This is a genomic window from Pseudomonas sp. JE3303 (genome assembly GCF_056312565.1).
The window spans coordinates 154,883-179,001 of the sequence record NZ_JBWGIF010000014.1 but is presented as its reverse complement, the minus strand read 5'-3'; the positions used below and the strand labels follow the sequence as shown (position 1 = coordinate 179,001).

22 protein-coding genes are annotated in these 24,119 nt (G+C 64.1%); 14 read left to right on the top strand and 8 right to left on the bottom strand.

Features of this window, described 5'->3' with window-relative positions; all coding sequences use genetic code 11:
• Window positions 1-129 precede the first annotated feature (129 nt).
• The gene (locus AC0ZZU_RS20275) at window positions 130-1,092 is read left to right on the top strand and encodes a LysR family transcriptional regulator (RefSeq protein ID WP_476343054.1); all 963 of its coding nucleotides are present in this window, start codon (window positions 130-132) and stop codon (window positions 1,090-1,092) included.
• On the opposite strand, the gene AC0ZZU_RS20270 is transcribed toward AC0ZZU_RS20275, so the two are convergent.
• The 5 genes from AC0ZZU_RS20270 to AC0ZZU_RS20250 all read right to left on the bottom strand — a co-directional run bounded on the left by AC0ZZU_RS20270 (window position 1,077) and on the right by AC0ZZU_RS20250 (window position 7,966).
• On the bottom strand, window positions 1,077-2,345 hold the full coding sequence (locus AC0ZZU_RS20270) for an MFS transporter (RefSeq protein ID WP_476343106.1): 1,269 nt from the start codon (window positions 2,343-2,345) through the stop codon (window positions 1,077-1,079). The two genes, AC0ZZU_RS20275 and AC0ZZU_RS20270, sit on opposite strands and share 16 nt — an antisense overlap.
• A gap of 106 nt (window positions 2,346-2,451) precedes the next feature.
• Window positions 2,452-3,615 (bottom strand): acyl-CoA dehydrogenase family protein, encoded by a 1,164-nt coding sequence (locus AC0ZZU_RS20265; protein WP_476343053.1) that lies wholly within the window; start codon window positions 3,613-3,615, stop codon window positions 2,452-2,454.
• Window positions 3,616-3,630: 15 nt separating this feature from the next.
• Window positions 3,631-5,178, bottom strand: coding sequence for an AMP-binding protein (locus AC0ZZU_RS20260; protein WP_476343052.1), 1,548 nt, complete (start codon window positions 5,176-5,178; stop codon window positions 3,631-3,633).
• A 208-nt stretch (window positions 5,179-5,386) separates the two neighbouring features.
• Complete coding sequence (gene dctA, locus AC0ZZU_RS20255) at window positions 5,387-6,694, bottom strand: C4-dicarboxylate transporter DctA (protein WP_476343050.1); 1,308 nt, start codon at window positions 6,692-6,694, stop codon at window positions 5,387-5,389.
• A gap of 102 nt (window positions 6,695-6,796) precedes the next feature.
• Entirely contained in the window at window positions 6,797-7,966 is a 1,170-nt protein-coding gene (locus tag AC0ZZU_RS20250; protein ID WP_476343049.1) for a mandelate racemase/muconate lactonizing enzyme family protein, read from the bottom strand.
• A 99-nt stretch (window positions 7,967-8,065) separates the two neighbouring features.
• On the opposite strand from AC0ZZU_RS20250, the gene AC0ZZU_RS20245 reads away from it, so the two are divergent.
• The 13 genes from AC0ZZU_RS20245 (at window position 8,066) to AC0ZZU_RS20185 (ending at window position 20,841) form a co-directional block, all read left to right on the top strand.
• The gene (locus tag AC0ZZU_RS20245) at window positions 8,066-8,941 is read left to right on the top strand and encodes a LysR family transcriptional regulator (protein WP_476343047.1); all 876 of its coding nucleotides are present in this window, start codon (window positions 8,066-8,068) and stop codon (window positions 8,939-8,941) included.
• A 307-nt stretch (window positions 8,942-9,248) separates the two neighbouring features.
• A complete protein-coding gene (ccoN, locus tag AC0ZZU_RS20240) occupies window positions 9,249-10,691 on the top strand; it encodes a cytochrome-c oxidase, cbb3-type subunit I (protein ID WP_476343045.1) in 1,443 nt (480 codons plus the stop codon).
• Window positions 10,691-11,299 carry a cytochrome-c oxidase, cbb3-type subunit II gene (ccoO, locus tag AC0ZZU_RS20235; RefSeq protein ID WP_476343044.1) on the top strand — a complete coding sequence of 203 codons (609 nt, stop codon included), beginning with the start codon at window positions 10,691-10,693 and terminating at the stop codon, window positions 11,297-11,299. The genes ccoN and ccoO overlap by 1 nt, the downstream gene beginning before the upstream one ends.
• 5 nt (window positions 11,300-11,304) lie before the next feature.
• The gene (locus AC0ZZU_RS20230; RefSeq protein WP_158461600.1) at window positions 11,305-11,502 is read left to right on the top strand and encodes a cbb3-type cytochrome oxidase subunit 3; all 198 of its coding nucleotides are present in this window, start codon (window positions 11,305-11,307) and stop codon (window positions 11,500-11,502) included.
• Window positions 11,499-12,467, top strand: coding sequence for a cytochrome-c oxidase, cbb3-type subunit III (gene ccoP, locus AC0ZZU_RS20225; protein WP_476343043.1), 969 nt, complete (start codon window positions 11,499-11,501; stop codon window positions 12,465-12,467). Before AC0ZZU_RS20230 ends, ccoP begins: the two co-directional genes overlap by 4 nt.
• A 145-nt stretch (window positions 12,468-12,612) precedes the next feature.
• On the top strand, window positions 12,613-14,028 hold the full coding sequence (ccoG, locus tag AC0ZZU_RS20220) for a cytochrome c oxidase accessory protein CcoG (RefSeq protein ID WP_476343042.1): 1,416 nt from the start codon (window positions 12,613-12,615) through the stop codon (window positions 14,026-14,028).
• Between the two features lie 11 nt (window positions 14,029-14,039).
• On the top strand, window positions 14,040-14,582 hold the full coding sequence (locus AC0ZZU_RS20215; RefSeq protein WP_476343041.1) for a FixH family protein: 543 nt from the start codon (window positions 14,040-14,042) through the stop codon (window positions 14,580-14,582).
• Between the two features lie 7 nt (window positions 14,583-14,589).
• Window positions 14,590-17,034 (top strand): heavy metal translocating P-type ATPase, encoded by a 2,445-nt coding sequence (locus tag AC0ZZU_RS20210; protein ID WP_476343040.1) that lies wholly within the window; start codon window positions 14,590-14,592, stop codon window positions 17,032-17,034.
• 14 nt (window positions 17,035-17,048) lie between these two features.
• The gene (ccoS, locus tag AC0ZZU_RS20205; RefSeq protein WP_476343038.1) at window positions 17,049-17,261 is read left to right on the top strand and encodes a cbb3-type cytochrome oxidase assembly protein CcoS; all 213 of its coding nucleotides are present in this window, start codon (window positions 17,049-17,051) and stop codon (window positions 17,259-17,261) included.
• The gene (locus AC0ZZU_RS20200; RefSeq protein WP_476343036.1) at window positions 17,254-17,937 is read left to right on the top strand and encodes a sulfite exporter TauE/SafE family protein; all 684 of its coding nucleotides are present in this window, start codon (window positions 17,254-17,256) and stop codon (window positions 17,935-17,937) included. Before ccoS ends, AC0ZZU_RS20200 begins: the two co-directional genes overlap by 8 nt.
• 83 nt (window positions 17,938-18,020) lie before the next feature.
• Window positions 18,021-19,403: an oxygen-independent coproporphyrinogen III oxidase gene (gene hemN / locus AC0ZZU_RS20195; protein WP_476343034.1), complete on the top strand. Its 1,383-nt coding sequence runs from the start codon at window positions 18,021-18,023 to the stop codon at window positions 19,401-19,403.
• Window positions 19,404-19,503: 100 nt separating this feature from the next.
• Complete coding sequence (fnrA, locus tag AC0ZZU_RS20190) at window positions 19,504-20,238, top strand: Crp/Fnr family transcriptional regulator FnrA (RefSeq protein WP_476343033.1); 735 nt, start codon at window positions 19,504-19,506, stop codon at window positions 20,236-20,238.
• 54 nt (window positions 20,239-20,292) lie between these two features.
• Window positions 20,293-20,841 carry an adenine phosphoribosyltransferase gene (locus AC0ZZU_RS20185; protein WP_476343031.1) on the top strand — a complete coding sequence of 183 codons (549 nt, stop codon included), beginning with the start codon at window positions 20,293-20,295 and terminating at the stop codon, window positions 20,839-20,841.
• Window positions 20,842-20,987: 146 nt separating this feature from the next.
• Here the strand turns inward: AC0ZZU_RS20185 and recR are convergent, their stop codons facing one another.
• The 3 genes from recR to dnaX form a co-directional block, all read right to left on the bottom strand.
• The gene (gene recR, locus AC0ZZU_RS20180; protein ID WP_476343030.1) at window positions 20,988-21,590 is read right to left on the bottom strand and encodes a recombination mediator RecR; all 603 of its coding nucleotides are present in this window, start codon (window positions 21,588-21,590) and stop codon (window positions 20,988-20,990) included.
• 97 nt (window positions 21,591-21,687) lie between these two features.
• Entirely contained in the window at window positions 21,688-22,014 is a 327-nt protein-coding gene (locus AC0ZZU_RS20175; RefSeq protein WP_119143025.1) for a YbaB/EbfC family nucleoid-associated protein, read from the bottom strand.
• A 63-nt stretch (window positions 22,015-22,077) separates the two neighbouring features.
• Complete coding sequence (gene dnaX / locus AC0ZZU_RS20170; RefSeq protein WP_476343028.1) at window positions 22,078-24,075, bottom strand: DNA polymerase III subunit gamma/tau; 1,998 nt, start codon at window positions 24,073-24,075, stop codon at window positions 22,078-22,080.
• Window positions 24,076-24,119 lie beyond the last annotated feature (44 nt).

The following is a 24,119-nucleotide window of genomic DNA, read 5'->3' as shown; positions in this document are numbered from 1 at the left end:
GTGTTGTCTCGGCCGGGCTTGCCTTGGCCCGCCCTTTCGGGGTGATACTAGAAGCCGCGCTTCGAACCTCACAAATAACGTGTTTGGATACGTGCCATATCAGTTCGGCATACCCTTGGAACCGCTCCGATGACCCTGAAACAGCTCCGCTACCTGATCGCCATCGTCGAAGCCGGCAGCTTCTCCTCGGCCTCGCGCCGCGCCTACATTGCGCAACCTGCGCTGAGCAGGCAGATCAGCCTGCTGGAAAGTGAACTGGAAATGCAGTTGCTCGACCGCCAGCACGACGGCATTGCCCTGACCGATGCCGGGCGCCAGTTGTATGAAGTGGCCCGCCAGGTGGTGCAGAAACTCGACTCGGTGAAGGACGAGCTGAAATCGAGCCGCGGCGACCCCAAGGGCCACGTGGCCATTTCCATCCCGGCCACCGCCGCCGACCTGCTGCTGCCGGAAATCGTCAGGCGCGCCGAACAGCGCTTCCCCGGCGTGACCCTGACGGTGTGGGACGGGCTCAGCCGCGAAGGCGGCCAGGCCATCGAACTGGGCAAGGTGGACTTCGGCGTGGTGCCCAATGCCGAGGAGCTCGACCATGTCGAGGCCGAGCCGATCTTCACCGAGGCGCTGTACTGGGTCGGCGCATCAGCACCGGGTGCCCCCGCCACCATCACCCTGGCCGAAGCCGCCGCCACCCGGCTGGTGCTGCCACCTCGGGCGCTGCACCTGCGCCGGCGCATCGAGCAAGCCGCCATGGAAGCCGGCGTGCCACTGACCGCGGCCTACGAACAGCAATCGGCGCCCGGCATCGCCAGCCTGGTGCGCGCCAGCCTGGCGGCGACCATCAGCAACTGGCCGCCGCTGAGCGAACTGCTTGAACCCACGGCGGCGCGGCGCATCGTGGAGCCGCGCATCAGCCGCACCATCGCCTTGGCTCATTCGCAGCACAAACCCCTGTCGTTCGCCGCCGGCTGCCTGCGCGACCTGGTGCGCAGCGTGCTGATCGACCTGGTCAACAGCGGCCGCTGGCGCGGCGAACTGATCGGCAAGGAGGCCGAGCCGCTGGAGTCCGTGCCAGGCGTTCAGCTGGCAGTCTGAGCGCGCGCCTGCCCATCACCAGCAGCCGTGTCGCGCAAGCGCTGCAGGGTGCGCTGCGGGTTCAAGGTAGCCAGGCCAACCAGCCCGGCCACCACCAGCACCCCGCCGCAAACCAGGAACCCCTGGGCATACCCCGCCGGGTGGTCGGCACCCGCGCCCTGCACCAGCAAGCCGGTCACCACCGGCGCTGCCAGGCCGGCCAGTGAAGCAATGCCGTTGCCCATGGCGAGGATGCCGCCGCGTTGGGCCGCAGGGGTGAACTCGGCGAGCATCGCCGGGCCCACGGAATACATGACCAGGGCCAGGCCGCCACTTAGGGTCAGCGCGGCAACCCGCACGACGGTGCTCAGCCCGGGCAGGATCAGCGATGCCGACAACAGCCCGCCCAGTATCAGGCACACTGAAACGAACACGCCGCGTGCCACCCGCGAAGGCAGCCCGCGGCGCATCAGACGCTGGGAGGACCAGGCCAGCAGCAAGCTCAGCGGCGTGGTCACCACGACGAACACGACGAAGATGCGCCCGGTCTGCAGCGGATCGATGCCCAGGCCCACCTGCAGGTAACTGGGTACCCAGGTCAGGGTCAGGGCCAACGACCAGTTGGCGGCGAAGTGGCACAGGTAGTTGCCCAGTACACTGGGGTCACCCAAGAGCCTGCGATAGGGAATTGCCGGTTCATTCGCCTTGAGCTGGCTGGCGCGCAGGCGCTCAAGGGTGCCCTCCTGGCCTAGCCGCCACCACAGCAGGCACCAGACCAGGCCGATCAGCGCAAGGATGATGAAATTGGTACGCCAGCCGTAATGCAGGCTGACCCAGGGGATCATCGCCCCAGCCACCAGCAGCCCCATGGCACTGCCGGCATGCAGCAGGGCCACCGGCAGGTTGCGCCGGTCGTTGGGGAACCACTTGTACAGCGCATGGGTGGCGACCGGCGATGCCGGCCCCTCACCGATGCCCAGCAGCACCCGGCAGGCAACAATGGCCCACAGTGAGGTGGCAAACAGCATCGGCAGCTGGATCAGCGCCCAGAACAGGCCCATGCCCAACAGCAGAGTGCGGGTTGGGCGCCGGTTGGCCATGAAGCCACCGACCACGGCGGAGATGGCGAAAAACCAATGCAAAGCGCCGCCAATCAGGCCGAACTCGGTGGCCGTCAGGCCCAGTTCGGCGCTCATCGGTACCGCCACCAGGCCGATCACCACCTTGTCGAGAAAGTTGACCAGCATCAGCAGGGCCAGCAGCGCGGCCACCATCCAGGCAGTACGAGCGTTGGGCAGGGAAGAATCCGCAGTCATGGCGAGTACTCTTGTTATTGTTGTGGGGTGTTGCCAAAAGGCCGCCGCAACGGCGGCCCATCGGTCAGACATGCATCAGCACGCCTTTGGCGATGGTGTTGCGCTGGATCTCGCTGGTGCCGGTGAGGATACGCATCATCCGTGTGGCGCGGAAAATCCACTCCACCGGGTGGCCCTGCATCAACCCGGCCCCGCCATGCACCTGCACCGCCTTGTCGGCGATACGGAAGGCGGCCTCAGAGACGAACAGCTTGCACATCGGCGCCTGGGTGCGGATATCGCCCCCGGCGTCGTTCACCTGGGCCGTGGCGTAGACCATGCTGCGTGCAGCGTGCAGCTCGGTGGCCATGTCGGCGATCATGTGGTTGACCGCCTGGAACATGGCGATCGGCTGGCCGAACTGCTTGCGGCTGCGCGCATGCTCGATCGACAGGTTCAGGGCCAGGCCGGCCATCCCCAGCAGGGTGGGGCAATGCAGCAGGCGGTTGAGGGTGATGCGCCCCATGGCCAGCTTGAACCCCTGGCCCTCTTCACCTATCAGGTTGGCCGCCGGCACGCGCACTTGGTCGAGCACGATGTCCCCATGGGCACCACCACCGGACATCACCGAATAATCGCTCTCGATTCGCACACCTGGGGCCTTGAGGTCGACGAAGAACGCCGAAATACCCTGGGCGCCCTGCCCCGGCCCGGTCACCGCCAGCAGCACCGCCAGATCGGCATAGGTGGCCCCGGAGATGTAGCGCTTGCTGCCGCTGAGTACATAGTGGTCGCCGTCGCGGTGTGCCTGGGTGCGAATGGCGGTCGCATCCGAGCCTGCCTCGGCTTCGGTCAGCGCAAAGCACACGGCTTTTTCAGCGCGGCACACTGGCTTCAGGAAGGTCTCGACCTGGTAGGGGCTGGCCACCTTTAACAGGTGGCCGACCCGCGGTGGCCCCGACAGCTCGCCCAGCACATGCGGCGCGAGCATGGAGCCTGTCAGCACCGTGGCCTCCTTCACCGCGCACAGGTCGGCCACGTTCAGGCCGGCTCCGCCCATGCTTTCGGGCAGCATGGCGGTGTACAGGCCTTGCTCGCTGGAGCGCTTCCACACCTGCCGCAGCACCGCCTGCGGATGCGGGCGCGCCCAGTCCAGCTGCGCCTGCTGCTCCAGCGGGCGAACCTGGTCACGGACGAAACCCTCGATCGCTTCGATGATCTGCGCAGCCTTTGCACTTGGTTGATACATGGTGATGCTCCCTGTTCAGATACGACGTTCGCTGTGTTGCCAGTAGGTGTCCCGGACCAGGCGGCGCACCACCTTGCCATTGGGGTTTTTCGGCAGTTCGCTGACAAAGTCAACGCCGCGCGGCTTCTTGAAACCGGCCAGCGCACGGCTGCAACGCTCGATGAGATCGGAGGCCTCCAGCTGCGCCCCAGGCTTGAGCACTACCACCGCGCGCACCGCTTCGCCCCACTGGGCGTCCGGCACGCCGACCACCGCCACCTCGAACACTTCAGGGAAGCCGTAGATCACCTGCTCCACCTCGCTGGGGTACACGTTGAAACCGCCGGAAATGATCATCTCCTTCTTGCGGTCGACGATGAACACATAACCCTGCGCATCGACCTTCGCCAGGTCGCCGGTGAGGTAGTAGCCATCACGCATGACCTCGGCGGTGAGCGCCGGGGCGCGCCAGTAGCCCTGCATGACGTCCGGGCCCTTGACCACGATCTCGCCGACCTCGCCGGGCGCCACATCCTCGAACGCCTCGTTGACCACCCGCAGGTCGGTTTCGAAATAGCACCGCCCGCAGGAGGCCAGGCGCTGGTAGTCGCCGTCTTTCACCAGGTGGTCCTGCTCGGTCAGCACCGTGACCAGCGAGCAGGTTTCCCCGGCGCCGTAACCCTGCACCAGAATCGGCCCGAACAGTTCCATGGCTTTCTTGACCAGGGCCGGCGCCATGGGCGCGGCGCCGTACATGACCAGCTTCAGGCTGGACAGGTCGAAGCGCTCGACGCCGGGGTAGTTGACCAGCCGGTTGATCATCGCCGGCACCAGGAACAGCCGGGTCACCCGTTCGCGCTCGATGGTCTCGAGCAACAGGCGATCGTCGTAACGATCGAGCAGCAGGTTGCAGGCGCCCACCGCCAGCAGCGGCATGATCTGCATGCCGCTGGCATGGGTGATGGGCCCCACGTGGGCCATGACGTCGCCTGGCCCGGAGCGCCGCGTGGGGCTGGCGATGCTCTTGCGCACCAGCGCCTTGCGGTTGCCGAACGACAGCATGGCGGCCTTGAGCACGCCCGAGCTGCCGGAGGTGTAATGCAGCACGGCCAGCGCGTCGTCAGGCGGGTCCAGGCCCAGCGCTGCTTCGCTGCCGCGCTCGAGCAACGCGGCATAGCCCAGGTCACCGCCCTCGCCCTCCAGCACGATCAGCTGGCGCAGCAGCGGCAACTGCGCGCGCCGCGTTGCCAGCGCCTGGGCAAAGCTGGCGTCGGTGATCAGGGCAACGCTGCAGGAGTCTTCCAGCACCCGCACCACTTCATCCAGCGACAGCCGCGCATTGATCGGTACCTTGACCATCGCCGCCTTGTACAGCGCCACTTCCGCTTCCACCAGCTCCACGCGGTTGGCAGCGAGGATCGCCACATGCTCGCCGACGGCCACGCCCAGCGTACCCAGCCCTGAGGCCAGGCGGTTGCTGCGGCGTTCCAGCTGGGCGTAGGTTATACGTGTCTGGCTGTCCGCCACGGCGATGTGGTCCGGCCAGTAGCGGGCGCTTCGGGTAATGATCGTTCCAAGGTTCACGTTGTTGTTCTCGTCGACAGGAAGACATCGACGATGCTAAACAGCCGCGCTCGGGCAGATGAAATACAAGATTAAGATGTCGGCCATAACGTTATTAGCTGGCTGAAGCTTGCTACGTGCTCTAACCGGCGTCCTGCGGAACAACACATGAATTGGCTACCGGTCATTGCGCCCTATTCGAAGAGGAATGACCGGTAGGCGATGCCAATTATTTTTGTGCCAGCAACGCTTTACGCTCTGCCTTGTCGTTTTTCATTGCGGTAATTTCACGCTCGCAGGCCTCGGCATCGAACGAGTTGTCCCACTTGGCAATCGCGATGGTGCCAATACCGTTGCCGATCAAGTTGGTCACGGCCCGCGCCTCGTTGAGGAACCGATCGATGCCCAGCAGCAAGACCAGGCCTACCAGTGGAATGGAGTGGATGGTCGTGAGCGTTGCAGCCAGCGTCACGAACCCCGCGCCCGCCACGCCCGCCGAGCCTTTCGAGGTCAGCAGGAATACGCCCAGCAAAATCATCTGATCCATGAAGGTCAGGGGCGTATTGGTCGCCTGGGCGATGAAGATGGCCGCCATGGTGAGGTAGATGCAGGTGCCGTCCGCATTGAAGGTGTAGCCCGTGGGCAGCACCATGCCCACCACCGATTTTTTGCAGCCAAGCTTTTCAAGCTTCACCATCATCCGGGGCAACACGGCTTCGGTCGAGCAGGTGCCCAGGGTGATGAGAATTTCATCCTTGAAGTAACGCAGGAACTGCATCAGCGGCATGCCCGACCACCTGGCCACTGCACCCAGCACGACCACGATGAAAATCAGGGTGGTGATGTAGAGCGCCACCAGCAACTGGCCGAGTGACAGCAAGGTGCCGATCCCGTATTTGCCAATCGTGAACGCCATGCCGGCACCGGCACCAATCGGCGCCAGGCGCATGACCATTGCGACGATCTTGAACAGACCTTGCAGGAACAGATCGATGGTGTTGATCAGCGGCTTGCTGGTTTCGCCCATTTGAACCAGTGCCACGCCCATCAGCACCGAAAGCAGGATGACCTGAAGCATGACGCCATTGGAGAATGCACCGATGAAGGTGTGGGGGATGATGTTGAGAAAGAACTCGATGGTCCCGCCTTGCTCGCTGGCGGCCTGGCTGTACTTGCTGATAGCACTGACATCAAGCGCGTTGGCGTTGATGTTCATCCCTACGCCAGGCTTGACGATGTTGACCACGATCAGGCCGACGACCAGGGCGATGGTTGAAAGAATCTCGAAGTACATCAGCGCTTTCACGCCGATGCGCCCGACTTCCTTGATGCTGCCCATCTTAGCGATACCCACGACAACCGTACCGAAAATGATGGGCGCCAGGAGCATCTTGATCAGTTTGATAAAGCCATCGGCAAAGGGTTGCAGCTTGGCGCCGATATCAGGCACGAAGTAACCGATTGCTGCGCCGATCACGATGCCGATCAACACTTGCACATACAGCTGGCTGTACCAGCGGGACTTGGAAATTTCCACGGAAGCACCTCATTTTATTGTTGTGATGGGCATGTGGCGTGGCGTCGGTGGGGACGCCTCAATCTGCGGCCTCGTCCAGCGAGGCCGCAGACCGAGGGAGGATCAGCCTTCGCCCAACTCGCGCATGACGGCGTACAAGGTGGACTTGGCTTCGAAACCGACACCTGGAATATCCGGCAGGCCGACGTAGCCGTTTTCGACACGGATCCCGTCAGCGAATCCACCGAATGGCTGGAATACGTCTGGATAGGATTCGTTACCGCCCAGGTGCAGGCCTGCAGCGATATTCAGGGACATCTGGTGACCACCGTGCGGCACTACGCGGCGAGAAGACCAACCCATTTCTTCCATCACTTTCAGAGTTCGCATGTACTCCACTAGCCCGTAGGACAATGCACAGTCGAACTGGAGATAGTCGCGATCAGGGCGCATGCCACCGTGGCGCAGCAAGTTACGTGCATCCTGGTGGGAGAACAGGTTTTCACCAGTAGCCATCGGCAGTTCATAGTGATTGGCCAACTCGGCCTGGAGTGCATAGTCCAGCGGATCGCCGACCTCTTCGTACCAGAACAGGTCGTACTTTCCGATGGCTTCGGCGTACGCAATACCTGTCTGCAGATCGAAGCGACCGTTGGCATCGACCGCCAGACGACGACCGTCTCCAACCACTTCGAGTACCGCTTCGATGCGCCGGATATCTTCGTCCAGTGGCACCGCACCGATCTTCATCTTGACGACGTCGTAGCCTCGATCCAGATAGCTCTGCATCTCTGCCTTGAGCTTGGTCTGGTCTTTGCCCGGATAGTAATAGCCACCTGCCGCATAAACCCAAACCTTGTCATCTGCCACGCCATCGCGGTAACGGTCGGCCAGCAGGCGGTAGAGCGGCTTGCCTTCGATCTTGGCAACTGCATCCCACACGGCCATGTCAATGGTGCCGACTGCCACTGAACGCTCGCCGTGGCCACCTGGCTTTTCGTTGGTCATCAGGGCCTTCCAGATGGCGAACGGATCCAGGTTGTTGTTCTCATGGTCGATAAGAGTATCCGGATCAGCTTCCATGACTCGCGCCAGGAAGCGATCACGCATCAAGGCGCCTTGACCATAGCGACCGTTGGAGTTGAAACCGTAGCCGATGACAGGTTTACCATCGCGAATCACATCCGTGACAACAGCGACGACCGAACAGGTCATTTTGGAAAAATCGATGTAGGCATTGGCGATTGGGGAAGCAATCGAAACTGTTTTTTCACGGATGTCGACGATACGCATGACGGGTTCCTCTTGTTGTTGGTGGCCTCACCGTATGCTTTGCGATGACACTCGCCCAATGCTATTAATGCCGCGCCCTATGCACAGGAGGCATTGCCTTTGGAACTCGTCTGGCTCGAGGATTTATCAGCTCTTGCGGAATACGGCAGCTTTGTTCGCGCCGCAGAAGCGCGACACGTTACTCAGCCGGCATTCAGCCGCAGAGTACGTTCATTAGAGAATTGGATGGGGGTGGAGTTGTTTGTGCGCACCCCCCAAGGTGCAACGCTTACCGAGGCAGGGCGGCAGATTTTGCCCACCGCTCAGGAGGCTGCCAGACGGCTGTACAGGATGCGCACAGAGGCACAGGAGGTGGCTGGAATGGCAGCCAGGACGTTGCAATTTGCAGCGACTCACTCCCTGTCATTCACATTTTTTCCACGATGGCTGAGACGCACTGAAAACGGCGCTCCGATAGAGGCTGTACGCTTGCACTCGGACAGCATGGCTGTTTGTGAGCAGATGCTGACCCACGGCCAGGTTCAGTTCCTGCTGTGCCATCGCCATCCCGACGTTCCGCCGTTACTGGCCCCCGATCAGTTTATTGGGAAAAAGGTAGGAGAGGATGTGCTCGTGCCTTTGGCAAGCGCCTCTGCCAATTTTGGTACCTCACCTGAGACGATGCCCTACTTGGCGTACACCGAGGAATCGGGTCTAGGCCGCATCGTCGCTCACCGACTTTACGGGAAGAGGGACTACCTTCACCTCAAGCCGCTTTTCAGCAGCCACCTGGCAGCAGTGCTGATGTCCATGGCCTTGGAAAGCAAGGGTGTCGCATGGTTGCCGAAAACCCTGACAGAACAGGAAATGGCTGACGGTCGGCTGGTCAGAGCGCTCGACGAAAGCTGGGATATTCCCTTGGAAATTCACCTCACTCGTCCCACCGCCCCAATCAGCCCCTCTGCCGAAGAATTCTGGGCCAAGCTGGGCGATTAATACACAAGATCGAGCGCCGCCCGCGCGGTGCATCGCAGGCAAGTCGGGACGCCGAACCGCCGCTCCTACAGGCCACCTTGCACCCCCTCCCAGCAGAACTAGACTTTCCCGTCGAGTAGCCCCACACCCCGCATGGCTACCGCGCCGGCCTCGCCTTCCCGGCACCTGAAAAAAAGCTTGACCAAACGGACAGAAAAAGGCGAAAAACAGTACACATTACAAAGATTTGTTTGTGTACAATCGAGACGCCTCACGACGCCGTGCAACGTCGATCAACAAGAATATCCAAAAACCGTGGTGCCTTAGAATGACTACAGCAATCAGTCCGACTGCTTATAACTATAAGGTCGTCCGCCAGTTCGCCATCATGACGGTGGTCTGGGGAATCCTTGGCATGGGAGTCGGGGTGTTCATCGCCTCCCAGCTGGTCTGGCCAGAACTGAACCTGGACTTGCCCTGGACCAGCTTCGGCCGCCTGCGCCCGCTGCACACCAACCTGGTGATCTTCGCCTTCGGCGGCTGTGCGCTGTTCGGGACCTCCTACTATGTGGTCCAGCGAACGTGCCAGACGCGGCTGATCTCCGACAGCCTGGCGGCCTTTACCTTCTGGGGCTGGCAGGCGGTGATCGTCAGCGCGCTGATCACCCTCCCGATGGGCTATACCACCACCAAGGAATACGCCGAGCTCGAATGGCCAATCGCGATCCTGCTGGCCATCGTCTGGATAACCTATGGCGTGGTGTTCTTCGGCACCATCGTCAAGCGCAACACCAAGCACATCTATGTCGGCAACTGGTTCTACGGCGCCTTCATCGTGGTCACGGCGATGCTGCACATCGTCAACCACATCTCCTTGCCGGTGAGCCTGTTCAAGTCGTACTCGGCGTACGCCGGCGCGACCGATGCGATGATCCAGTGGTGGTATGGCCACAACGCCGTGGGCTTTTTCCTGACCACGGGTTTCCTGGGGATGATGTACTACTTCGTGCCCAAGCAGGCTGAACGGCCGATCTACTCGTATCGCCTGTCGATCGTGCACTTCTGGGCGCTGATCACCCTGTACATCTGGGCCGGCCCGCACCACCTGCACTACACCGCCCTGCCCGACTGGGCCCAGTCGCTGGGCATGGTGATGTCGATCATCCTGCTGGCGCCGAGCTGGGGCGGCATGATCAACGGGATGATGACCCTGTCGGGTGCCTGGCACAAACTGCGCACCGACCCGATCCTGCGCTTCCTGGTGGTGTCTCTGGCCTTCTACGGCATGTCGACCTTCGAAGGCCCGATGATGGCGATCAAGACGGTCAACTCGCTGTCGCACTACACCGACTGGACCATCGGCCACGTCCACGCCGGCGCTCTGGGCTGGGTCGCGATGATCTCGATCGGCGCGGTGTACCACATGATCCCGCGCCTGTATGGCCGTGCGCAGATGCACAGCGTCGGCCTGATCAATGCGCACTTCTGGTTGGCGACCATCGGCACCGTGCTGTACATCGCCTCGATGTGGGTCAACGGCATCACCCAGGGCCTCATGTGGCGTGCGATCAACGACGACGGCACCCTCACCTACTCCTTCGTCGAGGCGCTGCAGGCCAGTCACATGGGTTATATCGTCCGCGCCCTGGGCGGTGCGATCTTCGCCTCGGGCATGTTGCTGATGGCCTACAACGTCTACCGCACCGTGCGCGCCGCCGAGCCGGCCGAGGCTGAAGCCGCCGCCCGCATCGTCGTCGTGGGAGCTCACTGATGAAACATGAAGTCGTCGAGAAGAACATCGGCCTGCTGGCCCTGTTCATGGTCATCGCCGTGAGCATCGGCGGCCTGACCCAGATCGTCCCGCTGTTTTTCCAGGACGTGACGAACAAGCCGATCGAGGGCATGAAGCCGCGGACCGCGCTGGAGGTCGAAGGCCGTGACGTGTATATCCGCGAAGGCTGCGTGGGCTGCCACTCGCAGATGATCCGCCCGTTCCGCGCCGAGACCGAACGCTACGGGCACTATTCGGTGGCGGGCGAAAGCGTGTGGGACCACCCCTTCCTGTGGGGCTCCAAGCGCACCGGCCCGGACCTCGCCCGGGTGGGCGGCCGCTACTCCGATGACTGGCACCGCGCGCACCTCTACAACCCGCGCAACGTGGTGCCGGAGTCGAAGATGCCGTCCTACCCGTGGCTGGTGGAAAACACCCTGGATGGCCAGGACACCCCGAAAAAACTCGAGGTCCTGCGCACCCTGGGCGTGCCGTACACCGATGCCGACATCGCCGGCGCCCGTGACGCGGTCAAGGGCAAGACCGAAATGGACGCCCTGGTGGCCTACCTCCAAGGCCTGGGCACCCTCATCAAGAGCAAACGGTGACTGTGATGGATATCGGGATGATTCGCGGTCTCGGCACCGTCGTGGTGCTGGTGGCTTTTGTCGGGCTGGCACTGTGGGTGTTCAGCGGCCGACGCAAGAAAGACTTCGACGAAGCGACCTTGCTGCCTTTCGCGGACGATCCCGAAGCGATCAGGCACGTTGAGCAAGCCAAAGCGAGCGCTTCGAGGAGTAACAAAGCATGAGCACCTTCTGGAGTCTGTACGTCACCGTCCTGACCCTGGGCACCCTCTTCGCCCTGACCTGGCTGCTGCTGTCGACCCGCAAGGGCCAGCGCAGCGACGTCACCGACGAAACCGTGGGCCACGCCTTCGATGGCATCGAGGAATACGACAACCCACTGCCCAAATGGTGGTTCTGGCTGTTCGTCGCCACCATCATCTTCTCACTGGGCTACCTGGTGCTGTACCCAGGCCTGGGCAACTGGAAAGGCATCCTGCCCGGTTACCAGGATTCTTCGGAATTCGCCAACGGGCAGGCCGGCTGGACCGGCGTGCACGAGTGGGAAAAGGAAATGGCCAAGGCCGATGCCCGCTTCGGGCCGATCTTCGCCAAATACGCCGCCATGCCCATCGAGGACGTGGCCAGGGAGCCGCAAGCATTGAAGATGGGCGCGCGGCTGTTCGCCTCCAACTGTTCGGTGTGCCACGGCTCGGACGCCAAGGGCGCCTATGGCTTCCCCAACCTGACCGACCAGGACTGGCGCTGGGGTGGCGAACCCGAGACCATCAAGACCAGCATCATGAACGGCCGCCACGGCGTCATGCCGGCCTGGTCGGCAGTGATCGGCGAACAGGGCGTGGCCGACGTCGCCGCCTTCGTGCTGACCAATCTCGATGGCCGGGCACTGCCGGAAGACATCAAGGCCGATCCGGTCAACGGGCAGAAGATCTTCGCCGCCAACTGCGTCGCGTGCCATGGCCCCGAGGCCAAGGGCACGCCGGTGATGGGCGCGCCCGACCTGACCCATCCGCAGGCGTTCATCTACGGTTCGAGCTTTGCCCAGCTGCAGCAGACCATCCGCTACGGCCGCCAGGGCCAGATGCCGGCGCAGGCGCAGTTGCAGGGCAATGACAAGGTGCACCTGCTGGCGGCGTATGTGTACAGCCTGTCGCATCCGGAAGAGGAAACGCCGGCAAAGGCCGACTGACTCTCGGCTGGATGATCTGGATCAATGGCAACGCTCTCCAGGGGCGTCGCCACCGGCGTATCATGCGCCCGATGCGCCATAGGCTTCACGACTGCGGCCGGCATGCACTGGCCGCGGCACCCTTCCACTGCCGTGGGACTCGATGATGAGCAAGCAGATTCCGGTACACGATGTCACCCCGCCTGCCAGCAAGCACAGTGACAGCGTCGACCTCTATGCCTCCCGTGAAAAGATCTACACCCGGGCCTTCACCGGCATGTTCCGCGACCTGCGCAGGGTGGCTGGGGCACTGTTGTTCCTGCTCTATTTCGGCACCGTCTGGCTGAACTGGGGCGAGCACCAGGCGGTGTGGTGGAACCTGCCCGAGCGCAAGTTCTACATCTTTGGCGCGACCATCTGGCCGCAGGACTTCATCCTGCTGTCGGGGCTGCTGATCGTCTCGGCGTTCGGGCTGTTCTTCATCACGGTGTTCGCGGGCCGGGTGTGGTGCGGCTACACCTGCCCGCAAAGTGTCTGGACGTGGATCTTCATGTGGTGCGAGAAGGTCACCGAGGGTGACCGCAACCAGCGCATCAAGCTCGACAAGTCACCCATGAGTGCCGACAAGCTGGTGCGCAAGACCGCCAAGCACAGCCTCTGGCTGCTGATCGGCTTTGTCACCGGCATGACCTTCGTCGGGTACTTCTCGCCCATCCGCGAGCTGGTACTGGAGTTCTTCACCGGCCAGGCCGATGGCTGGGCGTATTTCTGGGTGGGCTTCTTCACCCTCGCGACCTACGGCAACGCCGGCTGGCTGCGCGAGCAGGTCTGCGTGCACATGTGCCCGTACGCGCGCTTCCAGAGCGTGATGTTCGACAAGGACACACTGATCGTCTCCTACGATCCACGGCGTGGCGAGGTGCGTGGCCCGCGCAAGAAGGACGCGGACTACAAGGCCAAGGGCCTGGGTGATTGCATCGACTGCACGATGTGCGTGCAGGTCTGCCCGACCGGCATCGACATCCGCGACGGCCTGCAGATCGAGTGCATCGGCTGCGCCGCCTGCGTCGACGCCTGCGACAGCATCATGGACAAGATGAACTACCCAAGGGGGCTGGTCAGCTACACCACCGAGCACAACCTGTCGGGGCAGAAGACCCACAAGCTGCGCCCGCGGCTGATCGGCTACGCGCTGGTATTGCTGGCGATGATCGCCTTGCTTGCCGCCGCCTTCGCCACCCGCTCGCTGGTCGGCTTCGACGTCAGCAAGGACCGCGTGCTCTACCGCGAGAATGCCCAGGGCCGGATCGAGAACGTCTACAGCCTGAAGGTGATGAACAAGGACCAGCACGACCACGTCTACGTGATCGAGGCCAGCGGCCTGCCGGGCCTGGTGCTCGAAGGCGCGCGCGAGATCCGCGTGCCCGCGGGCGACATTGTCAGCCTGCCGGTGCGCCTGTCGGTGGCGCCCGAGCGCCTGCCCTCGACCACCAATGAAGTCACCTTCCTCCTCAAGGACGCCGACGACGGCGACTCGCAGGTCGAAGCCCAGAGCCGGTTCATCGGCCCGCAAATACGTTGAGAGAACCCAGCATGCCTTCCGCCACCGCCGCCAGCCCTTGGTACAAGCACCTCTGGCCCTGGATCATCATCGGCATCCTGACTACCTCGGTGTGCCTGAGCCTGACCATGGTCACCATTGCGGTGCGCAACCCGGACAATCTGGTCAACGACAACTACTACGAGGCCGGCAAAGGCATCAACCGCTCGCTGGACCGCGAGTTGCTGGCGCAGACGCTGGGCTTGAAGGCGAGCTTGCATCTGGATGACCTGACGGGTGAAGTGCAACTGCGCCTGGATGGCCAGAGCGCGCCGCAGAGCGTGGAGCTGAACCTGATCTCACCGACCCAGCCGGGCAAGGACCGCAAGGTGGTGCTGAACATGAGTGCGCCTGGGCGGTATGTCGGGCAGCTGGATGACCGGGTCGAGGGACGGCGCTTCGTTGAATTGCTCGGTGAGCAGGAGGGGCAGGTGTGGCGGTTGTTCGAAGAGGAAAAGGTCGGGCATGGGGTGACGCTGCAGCTCGGGGATGAGGCCTTGCAAGCGGCGGAACATCACGGGAAAAGACCACAGTGATTTTTCGATGAACCACCCCACCCCCTGCTACCACTGCGCCCTCCCGGTCCCCGCCGGCACCCGCTTCACCGCCGTGGTCCTGGGCCAGCCGCGGGCCTTCTGCTGCCCCGGTTGCCAGGCGGTGGCCGAGGCCATCGTCGCAGGGAACCTGGAGCGCTACTACCAGCACCGCAGCGAGGCCAGCGCCAACCCCGAGGCCCTGCCCCGGCAGCTGCAGGACGAACTGGCGCTGTACGACCGCGCCGATGTGCAGCAACCGTTCGTGCGCCGCGAGGGCGAGCAGGCCGAGACGACGCTGCTCATCGAAGGCATCAGCTGCGCCGCCTGCGGCTGGCTGATCGAAAGACACCTGCGCAACCTGCCAGGCGTCACCGAAGCACGCCTGAACCTGTCCAACCACCGCTTGCAGGTCAGCTGGGCAAGCGGACAACTGCCCCTCTCGCACCTGCTCGCCGAACTGCGCCAGATCGGCTACGCCGCCCACCCCTACCAGCCCGACCAGGCCGCCGGGCAACTGGCCCGCGAGAACCGCACCGCCCTGCGCCGCCTGGGCGTGGCGGGCCTGCTGTGGTTCCAGGCGATGATGGCGACCATGGCCACCTGGCCCGAATTCAATATCGACCTTAGCCCGGAACTGCACACCATCCTGCGCTGGGTCGCGCTGTTCCTGACCACCCCGATCGTGTTCTACAGCTGCGCGCCGTTTTTCAAGGGCGCGGCCCGCGACCTGCGCACGCGCCACCTGACCATGGATGTGTCGGTGTCGCTGGCCATCGGCCTGGCCTATGGCGCGGGAATCTGGACGGCAATCAGCGGCAGCGGCGAGCTGTATTTCGACACCGTCGGCATGTTCGCACTGTTCCTGCTCACCGGCCGCTACCTGGAACGTCGCGCCCGCGAGCGCACGGCCGCGGCCACCGCGCAACTGGTCAACCTGCTGCCGGCCTCGTGCCTGCGTCTCGACGGGCACGGCCAGAGCCAGCGCGTGCTGCTGACCGAGCTGCGCGCGGGGGAGCGGGTGCTGGTACAGCCGGGGGCGGTGATTCCCGCTGACGGGCGCATCGTCGACGGGCGTTCGAGCATCGACGAGTCGCTGCTCACCGGCGAATACCTGCCCCAGTCGCGCGGCCACGGCGATGCCGTCACGGCGGGCACGCTGAACGTGGAAAGCACCCTTACCGTCGAAGTCCAGGCACTGGGCCAGAACACCCGTCTGTCAGCCATCGTGCGCCTGCTCGAACGCGCCCAGTCGGAAAAACCGCGCCTGGCGGAAATTGCCGACCGGGCGTCGCAGTGGTTCTTGCTGTTCAGCCTGATCGCAGCAGCGGGCATCGGCCTGTTGTGGTGGCAGCTGGATGCGCCGAGGGCGTTCTGGATCGTCCTGGCCATGCTGGTTGCCACCTGCCCATGCGCGCTGTCGCTGGCCACTCCGACGGCGCTGACCACGGCCACCGGCACCTTGCACGGCCTGGGTTTGCTGCTGACCCGGGGGCATGTGCTCGAAGGGCTGAACCAGATCGACACGGTGATCTTCGACAAGACCGGTACGCTCACAGAAGGTCGACTGGTCCTGCGCAGTGTCCTTCCCTTGAGCAGCCTGACGGGCGAGCAATGCCTGGAACTGGCCGCCGCCCTGGAAAACCGCTCCGAGCACCCCATCGCCCGGGCCTTCGGGCGGGCGACTGCAGCGGCGCACAACGTCCGCACCGAGCCTGGCCTGGGCCTGCGAGGGCAGGTCGGCGAGCGTGAGCTGCGCATTGGCCAGGCAGCCTTTGTCTGTGCCCTGAGCGGCGCAGCGGTACCGGACGCGCCGACCGATCACGGCCAGTGGTTGCTGCTGGGCGACCGCCAGGGGCTGCTGGCCTGGCTGGTGCTCGACGACCGCCTGCGCAGCGATGCCGGTGAACTGGTCGCGGCCTGCAAGGCGCGTGGCTGGCGCACCCTGTTGCTGTCCGGCGACAGCTCGCCGATGGTGGCCGAAGTGGCGGCGCAATTGCAGATCGACGAGGCCAGCGGCGGCCTGCGCCCGGACGACAAGCTGGCGCGGCTCAAGGCCCTCCAGGCCCAGGGCCGCAAGGTGCTGATGCTGGGCGATGGGGTCAACGACGTGCCGGTGCTGGCGGCGGCCGATATCAGCATTGCCATGGGTTCGGCTACCGACCTGGCCAAGACCAGCGCCGATGCGGTGCTGCTGTCCAACCGCCTGCAGTCGCTCGTCCAGGCCTTCGCGCTGGCCCGTCGCACGCGGCGGATCATCCTCGAGAACCTGCTCTGGGCAAGCTTGTATAATGGCCTCATGTTGCCGTTTGCCGCGCTGGGGTGGATCACGCCGGTGTGGGCCGCGGTCGGCATGTCGGTCAGCTCGCTGATCGTGGTGCTCAACGCCCTGCGCCTGACCCGCACGCCGTGCCCCGCGGCCACGGCCGGCTTTTCCCACCCCGCCACGGCCTGAGCAGGAGTGTCCCCATGCCCGCCCTCTACGTCATGATCCCGGCCGCCCTGCTGATCGTCGGCATTGCCGTGTATATCTTCTTCTGGGCCGTGGACAGCGGCCAGTACGACGACCTCGAAGGCCCCGCCCACAGCATCCTGTTCGACGACGAAGATCCTCGTCACCAGGGCGCCCAGCCCCAGGCCGAGCGCAAGACCGGCGATGAGGACGACGACCCCCGTGCCTGATCTTCTTCCCCTGCTGGGTTCCGCACTGATCCTCGGCCTGCTTGGCGGCGGCCATTGCCTGGGCATGTGCGGCGGCCTGATGGGCGCCCTTACCCTGGCCATCCCCCCCGAACAGCGCAGCCGCCGCCTGCGTCTGCTGCTGGCCTACAACCTGGGGCGGATCCTCAGTTACGCCACCGCCGGCCTGTTGCTCGGCCTCGCTGGCTGGGCGCTCGCCAACAGCCCGGTAGCGTTTGGCATGCGCGTGGCAGCGGGCCTGTTGCTGGTCAGCATGGGGCTTTACCTGGCCGGCTGGTGGAGCGGTCTGACGCGCATCGAAGCACTCGGCCGCGGCCTGTGGCGGCATATCCAGCCAGTGGCCACGCGCTTGCTCCCGGTGTCCAGCCTGCCGCGCGCCCTGCTGCTGGGCGCGCTGTGGGGCTGGCTGCCGTGCGGACTGGTCTACAGCACGCTGTTCTGGGCCGCCAGCCAGGGCAACGCCGTGGACAGCGCCGTCCTGATGCTCGCGTTCGGCGTGGGCACCTGGCCGGTGCTGCTGGCCACCGGCCTTGCCGCCGACCGCGTCATCCGCCTGCTGCGCCAGCGCAGCGTGCGCATGACCGGTGGCGTGCTGGTGATGCTGTTCGGCCTGTGGACGTTGCCCGGCCCGCACCAGCACTGGCTGATGGGCCACTGAGGCGGTGTTGATTTGAATCAACACGAGACTCAGGGGCGGTCCCTAGACTGCAGGCACCGCTGCTTTCTCCGGGGACCGCCCTCATGCTCGACGACCTTCGTTGGGATTCCGACCTGATCCGCCGCTACGACCTGGCCGGCCCACGCTACACCTCCTATCCGACCGCCGTGCAGCTGCACAGCGAGGTGGGCTCCTTCGAGCTGCTGCACGCCCTGCGCGAGAGCCGGCGCGCGGTGCGCCCCCTGTCGCTGTACGTGCACGTGCCGTTCTGCGCCAACATCTGCTACTACTGCGCCTGCAACAAGGTCATCACCAAGGACCGTGGCCGCGCCCTGCCCTACCTGCAGCGCCTGGAGCAGGAAATCCAGCTGATCGCCTGCCACCTGGACCCGGGGCAGCGTGTCGAGCAATTGCACTTTGGCGGGGGCACCCCGACCTTTCTCAGCCATTCGGAACTGCGCCAGCTGATGACGCGGCTGCGCGAGCAATTCAACCTGCTGGACGATGATTCGGGCGACTACGGCATCGAGATCGATCCGCGCGAGGCGGACTGGTCGACCATGGGCCTGCTGCGCGAGCTGGGCTTCAACCGCGTGAGCCTCGGCGTGCAGGACCTGGACCCGGTGGTGCAGCGCGCCGTCAACCGGCTGCAGAGCCTGGAGCAGACCCGCACGCTGATCGAAGCGGCGCGCACGTTGCAGTTCCGCTCGGTCAACCTCGACCTGATCTATGGCCTGCCCAGGCAGACACTACAAGGGTTTGCCCGTACCGTCGAAGAAGTCATCCGGCTGCAACCCGACCGCCTCTCGGTGTTCAACTACGCGCACCTGCCCGAGCGCTTCATGCCCCAGCGGCGCATCGACAGCGGCGAGCTGCCCGCCCCGGCGGCCAAGCTTGAAATGCTGCAAGCCACCATCGAGCAGTTGACTGCGGCGGGTTACCGCTACATCGGCATGGACCACTTCGCCCTGCCCGATGACGAGCTGGCCATCGCCCAGGAAGAAGGCACCCTGCAGCGCAACTTCCAGGGCTACACCACCCACGGCCACTGCGACCTCATCGGCCTCGGGGTGTCGGCGATCAGCCAGGTCGGCGACCTGTACTGCCAGAACAGCAGCGACCTGAACACCTACCAGGCCGCCCTCTCAGGCGCGCAGCTTGCAACCCAACGTGGGCTGGTCTGCAACCAGGACGATCGCCTGCGCCGCGCGGTCATCCAGCAGCTGATCTGCCACTTCGAACTGGATTTCGACAGCATCGAGCGAGCCTTCATCCTCGATTTTGCCGGTTACTTCAAGGCGCTCTGGCCGCAGTTGCAGGCCATGCACCAGGACGGCCTGATCTACCTGGATAACAGGGGCATCAAGGTACTGCCGGCCGGACGCCTGCTGGTACGGTCGGTGTGCATGGTCTTCGATGCCTACCTCGCGATGCACAACCACCAGCGTTTTTCACGCGTGATCTGAACCAAGGAGGATGTCAGCGCAGGGAGCGCACACTGGTCTCAACCCTGCACCGTGGGTTACCCTTACGGCTTATGTGTGTTTTCCCACAAGGATCGATCGAATGCCCGAGCCAGTCAAACTGCGCGCCAACAACCAGGCCCATTGCAAGGATTGCAGCCTGGCGCCCCTGTGCCTTCCGTTATCCCTCGACCTCGAGGACATGGATGCACTGGATGACATCGTCAAACGCGGGCGACCGCTGAAAAAAGGCGAGTTCCTGTTCCGCCAAGGGGACGATTTCGGCTCGGTCTACGCGGTACGCTCCGGCGCCTTGAAAACCTTCAGCCTGAGCGATGCCGGCGAAGAGCAGATCACCGGCTTCCACCTGCCCAGCGAGCTGGTCGGCTTGTCGGGCATGGATGCCGAGGCCTACCCGGTCTCGGCCCAGGCCCAGGAAACCACCTCGGTGTGCGAGATACCCTTCGACCGCCTCGACGAGCTGTCGGTGCAACTGCCGCAGTTGCGCCGCCAATTGATGAGGGTGATGAGCCGGGAGATCCGCGACGACCAGCAGATGATGCTGCTGTTGTCGAAAAAGACCGCCGACGAGCGCATCGCCACGTTCCTGGTCAACCTCTCGGCGCGCTTCCGCGCACGCGGTTACTCGGCCAACCAGTTCCGCCTGAGCATGTCGCGCAATGAAATCGGCAATTATCTTGGATTGGCGGTGGAAACCGTCTCGCGCGTGTTCACTCGCTTCCAGCAAAATGGGCTGATCAGCGCCGAGGGCAAGGAAGTGCATATCCTTGATCCGATCCAGCTGTGCGCGCTCGCTGGTGGCGCAATGGAGGCCTGAGCCGCCGCAGACCGGTTATACTGGCGGGCATTCGATTTTCAGGATACCCGCCTCATGCACAGCGACACCTTCGACCTCAAAGCCCTGATCCGCCCTGTACCCGATTTTCCCAAGGCAGGCGTGATCTTTCGCGACATCACCCCGCTGTTCCAGTCGCCCCGCGGCTTGCGCTACGTCGCCGACCAGTTCATCGAACGTTATGTCGAGGCCGAATTCAGCCACATCGGCGCCATGGATGCGCGTGGCTTCCTGATCGGATCGATCATCGCCCACCAGTTGAACAAGCCGCTGATCCTGTTCCGCAAGCAGGGCAAGCTGCCCGCCCATGTGTTGTCGGAGGGTTACCAGACCGAGTACGGCGAAGCCTTTTTGGAAGTGCATGCCGACAGCTTGTGCGAAGGTGATTCAGTGGTGCTCTTCGATGACCTGATCGCCACGGGCGGTACCCTGCTGGCCGCGACCAACCTGATCCGCCGCACCGGCGCCCAGGTATTCGAGGCTGCCGCGATCATCGACCTGCCAGAGCTGGAAGGCTCGCGCCGGTTGCAGGCCACGGGCGTGCCGACGTTCTGCCTGACGGAGTTCCTGTTGACGGAGTACTGACAGGCAGATCCTCGGCAGTCGCAAATCCCCGTGTGGGGGGGGCCTTGGGCCGGTCCCCCGCCCCGTTGCGCGCGGGCCGGCGTCCCGGCACAAGGCCGCTCCTACGCAAAGTCAGCATTGCACCTGTTTGCCTGCAGATCGCCCCCTTACAGCGAAATCGGCCTGCGCCCCGCAAAGGAGTGCGCCAGCGTCCCGCCGTCCACCAGCTCCAGCTCTCCACCCAGCGGCACGCCGTGGGCAATCCGCGATGCGACCAGCCCCTTGTCCGCCAGCAACTGCGCGATGTAATGGGCCGTGGCTTCGCCCTCGACCGTCGGGTTGGTCGCCAGGATCACTTCGGTGAACGTGCCCTGCTCTGCCACCCGCTGCATCAGCTGCGGAATACCGATCGCATCGGGCCCCAGCCCGTCCAGTGGCGACAGGTGCCCCTTGAGCACGAAGTACCGCCCGCGATAGCCGGTCTGCTCGACCGCATACACATCCATCGGACCTTCCACCACGCACAGCAGGGTGTCGTCGCGGCGTGGGTCGGCACATTGCGGGCAGAGTTCCTGCTCGGTCAGCGTGCGGCATTGGCGGCAGTGTCCCACGCCATCCATGGCCTGGCTCAGCGCCTGTGCCAGGCGCGTGCCGCCGCTGCGATCGCGCTCGAGCAATTGCAGCGCCATGCGCTGTGCGGTTTTCTGGCCGACGCCGGGCAAAATGCGCAAGGCGTCGATCAGTTGGCGGATCAGGGGGCTGAAGCTCATGGTGTGTTGGCCTGCCAAGTCATCGAGTACGGATAAAACAATAATGGGAGCACCAACCTCAAGGCCGATGCTCCCATGGGGTCACGCGCGGTACCGCTTAGAACGGCATCTTGAAGCCCGGCGGCAGCTGCATGCCGGCGGTCATGCCGCCCATCTTGTCCTGGCTGTTCTGCTCGACCTTGCGCACGGCGTCGTTGACGGCGGCGGCGATCAGGTCTTCGAGCACTTCCTTGTCTTCCTGCATCAGGCTGTCATCGAGGCTGATGCGCTTGACGTCGTGACGACCGGTCATGACCACGCTGACCAGGCCGGCGCCGGACTGGCCGGTCACTTCGGCATTGGCCAGCTCTTCCTGCATCTTGGCCATTTTTTCCTGCATCTGCTGGGCCTGCTTCATCAGGCCTGCCATGCCACCTTTCATCATGGGGATTTCCTCGATCGGGTTACGTGATGCGGACGACAGGCGCCGGCCGCATGATTCATCAAGTTACTGGCCCTGGCTGACCAGGGCGTCCACAGGTTCAATACTATCCTGCCGCACGGTGGCGCCGAACTGGCGGATCATCTGCTGGATGAGCGGATCGCTGTCGATCGCCTCCTCGGCCTCGCGCTGACGGTTGGCGCGCTTGCGCGCGGCAGCCTGGGCGGGGGTTTCCTGCTCGGGCCGGACCAGTTCGATCGACAGGCTGAGCGTGCGGCCGAAGTGCTGGTTGAGGGCCTCGTTCAGGCGCCGCTGCTGCGTGCTGTTGAACAAGGCGCCCTGGGCCGGGTCCAGGTGCAACAGCCAGTCATCGCCGTTCACGGCAATAAGACTACAGTTCGCGGCGATATTGCCGGTCATCCCTGAGATCGGCAACTGTGGGAATAATTCCAGCCATTGCAGCGCCAATCCGGTAGCCGGTTGCGAGGCAGGCAGTGGTTCCGGGACGCTGATCACCTCGTCGGGCTCATGCACATGCTCGGCCAGCTCGTCGAGGTAGCTGAAGCCGACCGGGTCGACTTCTGGCGCGTAGTAGTCCTCGTCCAGCGGCGGCTCGTCATCGCGGTCCATGCCCACGGGGTTGTAGCCGCCGTCATCGAACGGCGGCTCATGCGCGTCGGAGGGGCTGGAGGCCACCGGGACGGGCGCCACAACGGGTTCGGGTTCGGGCTTGGGTGCAGCCGCCGCAGGTGTCTCTACCGGATCATTCCAAGGCAGATCGACATGTTCTTCAGGCTGCCCGGGGGCCGGCTCGGGCTCAGGCGTGCGCGGTGGCGCTGCTACGGGCGCAGGCGCCCGCACTGGAGCTTCGACTACAGGCGGCGCGACGACCGCCGCCGCTGCCACCGCACTTGGGGAATCAGCTGTGGCCTGGCTGATCCCCACCGGCTTTAGTACCGGTCTCGGTGCATCGTCGGCATCGGCCGGCCGGAACGCCAGCATGCGCAGCAGGACCATCTCGAAGCCGCCGCGGGGATCGGGCGCCAGCGGCAGGTCACGACGGCCGATCAGGCCCATCTGGTAGTAGAACTGCACATCCTCGGCCGGCAGTGCCGAAGCCAGCGCCAGCACCCGGTCGCGGTCACCCTGGCCGTTGTCCACGGCCTCGGGCAGCGCCTGGGCAATTGCCACGCGGTGCAGCACATTTAGCATCTCGGCCAGCACGCCGCTCCAGTCCGGACCCTGTTCGGCCAGCTGCCGCACTGCTTCGAGCAGTGCGCGGGCATCGCCTTCGAGCAGCGCCTGCAACACACCGTACACCTGGCCATGGTCGAGGGTGCCGAGCATGGCGCGCACGTCGGCGGCCAGCACCTTGCCTTCACCAAAGGCGATGGCCTGGTCGGTCAGGCTCATGGCATCGCGCATCGAGCCATCGGCGGCGCGCCCGAGCAACCACAGGGCATCCGGCTCGAACGGCACGTTCTCGGCGCCGAGCACATGGCTCAGGTGCTCGACCACGCGCTCGGGCGTCATGTTCTTCAGCGAGAACTGCAGGCAGCGCGACAGGATGGTCGCCGGCAGTTTTTGCGGGTCGGTGGTGGCGAGGATGAACTTGACGTAGGGCGGCGGCTCTTCCAGCGTCTTCAGCAACGCGTTGAACGAGTGGCTGGAGAGCATGTGCACTTCGTCGATCAGGTAGACCTTGAAGCGCCCTCGGCTCGGGGCGTACTGCACGTTGTCGAGCAGCTCGCGGGTGTCCTCGACCTTGGTGCGGCTGGCGGCGTCGATCTCGATCAGGTCGACGAAGCGGCCCTCGTCGATTTCCCGGCACACCGAGCAGCTGCCGCAAGGCGTGGAGGTGATGCCGGTCTCGCAGTTCAGGCACTTGGCGATGATGCGTGCGATGGTGGTCTTGCCCACCCCGCGGGTACCGGTGAACAGGTACGCATGGTGCAGGCGCTGATTGTCCAGCGCATTGATCAGAGCCTTGAGCACATGGGTCTGGCCGACCATTTCGCGGAACGAGCGCGGACGCCATTTACGTGCAAGAACCTGATAACTCATGAAAACCATCGCAGCCGATAAGCAGAAGACCGCTAATGCTAGCG